The following is a 2,789-nucleotide window of genomic DNA, read 5'->3' as shown; positions in this document are numbered from 1 at the left end:
CAGCCGCCGGCGCGGCCTGGACGGCCCCCGGGCCGGGCGGCGCCGGAGCCCCGGAGACGGTGCACCCGCAGACGGACCTTCCGGGCACGCACTCGGGCGGCTCGGCCCCGCCGCCTCAGGCGCCCCCGCCGCCGAGTGCCCGGCCGGCCGCGGCCGCGGGCGTGCGGTTCGACCGGCCGCGGCAGCCCGACGGGGCTGCGGTGTCGCCGGAGATCTACCAGACACAGCCCGACGAGTACCTCCTCCAGGCGCCGGACCCACGGGCGTCCGCCGAGTCCGCGGCCCAGGCCGCGGGCGCCGGCGGCAAGGTCTGCGTCGCCTGCCGGGCCGGCCGCGTGGACGACGACGGCTACTGCGAGAACTGCGGCCACGCCCAGCCGCGTGAACGGGACCACATGGAGCAGGAGTCCGGCCCGATGGCCGCGGTCAGCGACCGCGGTCTGCGCCATCACCGCAACGAGGACGCGTTCGCCATCGGCACCACCACGCTGCCCGACGGCTCCCCCGCCTCCGTCGCGATCGTCTGCGACGGCGTCTCCTCGGCGACCCGCCCCGACGACGCCTCCGCGGCCGCGTCCAAGGCGGCGGGCGAGACGCTGCTGGCGGCCCTGCCGCGCGGCACGCACCCGCAGCAGGCGATGCACGACGCGATCCTCGCCGCCTCGCGCGCCGTCAACTCGCTCGCCGGGGAACCCGCGACGGTCCGCGAGCAGGCCCCCCACCAGAACGCCCCCGCCTGCACCATCGTCGGCGCCGTGGTGACGTCGGGCCTGCTGATCGTCGGCTGGGTCGGCGACAGCCGCGCCTACTGGGTGCCGGTCGACCGCAGCGCTCCCCCCGCCCGGCTGACCGAGGACGACTCCTGGGCCGCCCAGATGGTCGCCGCGGGCCTGATGAACGAGGCCGAGGCCTACGCCGACGAGCGCGCCCACGCGATCACCGGCTGGCTCGGCGCGGACGCCTACGAGCTGGAACCGCACACCGCCGCGTTCAAGCCGGACCGGCCCGGCGTGGTGGTGGTCTGCACGGACGGCCTGTGGAACTACGCGGAGGCGGCCGAGGAGATGGCCCGGGTCGTTCCGCTCGACGCCGCGTCGCAGCCCCTGCACAGCGCCCGGGTGCTCGTCGGCCACGCCCTGGACGGCGGGGGCCACGACAACGTAACAGTGGCGCTCGTGCCGTTCCCCGCCGTGCCCCAGGGGGCAGGATCGGCCTGAGGCCGCGTACGGGGACGCCTCAACGGACCGGAGGGGACCGGTCCGCCTACCGTCATCACCCCGCCGCGGCGGGGGCTTTGGAGGGGGATCGAAGCAGGCATGGCCAATTTCTCGAAGTCGAACGTGCCGCAGTTCTCGGTGGACGTGTACCAGAACGAGTACCTGCCGGAGGGCGCCGGCGAGGTCAACGCCATCGTCACGGTGACGGCGACCGGCGGTGGCACCATCGGCAGCGCGGTCGCGGCGCCCCACCTCTACTCGCCCGGCCAGGGCCCGTCCGCGGCCGTGGCGGTCATGGTCGACTGCTCCGGGTCGATGGACTACCCGCCGACCAAGATGCGCAACGCCCGCGACGCCACTGCCGCGGCGATCGACACCCTGCGCGACGGCGTGCACTTCGCGGTGATCGGCGGAACGCACGTGGCGAAGGAGGTCTACCCGGGCGGCGGGCGCGTCGCGGTCGCCGACGCCGCCACCCGCGAGCAGGCCAAGCAGGCGCTGCGCTCGCTCAGCGCGGGCGGCGGCACGGCCATCGGCACCTGGCTGAAACTGGCCGACCGCCTGCTGTCCTCCGCGGACGTCGCGATCCGGCACGGCATCCTGCTCACCGACGGCCGCAACGAACACGAGTCGCCCCAGGATCTGAAGGCCGCGCTCGAGGCGTGCGCCGGGCGCTTCACGTGTGACGCGCGCGGCGTGGGCACCGACTGGGAAGTGAAAGAAGTCACAGGGATCGCCTCCGCCCTGCTCGGCACCGCCGACATCGTCGCCGATCCGGCCGGGCTCGCCGCCGACTTCACGCGGATGATGGAAACCGCGATGGGCAAGGAGGTCGCGGACGTCTCGCTGCGACTGTGGACCCCGGTCGACACGACCGTGAAGTTCGTCAAGCAGGTCGCGCCGACGGTCGAGGACCTGACCGGCCGACGCACCGAGGCGGGCCCGCGCGCCGGCGACTACCCCCTTGGTTCCTGGGGAGACGAGTCCCGTGACTACCACGTCTGCGTCGAGGTCCCGGTCGCGAACATCGGTCAGGAGATGCTGGCGGGCCGCATCTCGCTGGTCATTCCGCAGCCCGACGGCAGCGTCCAGAACCTCGGCGCGCAGGGTCTCGTGCGGGCCGTGTGGACGGACGACATGGTCGCCTCGACGTCGATCAACCCTCAGGTCGCCCACTACACCGGGCAGGCCGAACTGGCACAAGTCATCCAGCAAGGACTGGACCTTCGTAAGTCCGGAGATATGGACGGAGCAACGGCCAAACTGGGCCGGGCCGTTCAGCTCGCGAGCGCCTCGGGGAACGCCGATACTGCGAAACTGCTTGCGAAGGTGGTGGACGTGGTCGACGCCGCGACCGGTACTGTGCGACTGAAGGCGAAGGTCGCGGAGGCTGACGAGATGACGCTCGAAACCCGGTCCACCAAGACTGTTCGCGTGAAGAAGTGACCTGGAAGAGATCGAAGGAGGGACGCGCCGACATGCCGACCTGCCCGAACGGACACCAGTCGGGTTCCGACGACTGGTGCGAGGTCTGCGGTCACCGCATGGCGGGTGCCGTGCCTCCGCCTCCTC

Annotated in this window: 2 protein-coding genes; both read left to right on the top strand. The window is 73.0% G+C overall.

The window, feature by feature from the left end; translation table 11 throughout:
* The coding region (locus C1J00_RS41595; RefSeq protein WP_245936719.1) for a PP2C family protein-serine/threonine phosphatase at positions 1-1,217 on the top strand (1,217 nt) is incomplete at its 5' end.
* Positions 1,218-1,316: 99 nt separating this feature from the next.
* Positions 1,317-2,663, top strand: a complete 1,347-nt coding sequence (locus C1J00_RS41590; RefSeq protein ID WP_102914001.1) for a vWA domain-containing protein — start codon at positions 1,317-1,319, stop codon at positions 2,661-2,663.
* Positions 2,664-2,789: the final 126 nt, after the last annotated feature.

The sequence above is a fragment of the Streptomyces cahuitamycinicus genome, from assembly GCF_002891435.1.
Classification (GTDB): Bacteria; Actinomycetota; Actinomycetes; order Streptomycetales; family Streptomycetaceae; genus Streptomyces; species Streptomyces cahuitamycinicus.
The sequence above is the reverse complement of the archived record's forward strand: the minus strand, read 5'-3'. Positions and strand labels throughout refer to the sequence as shown.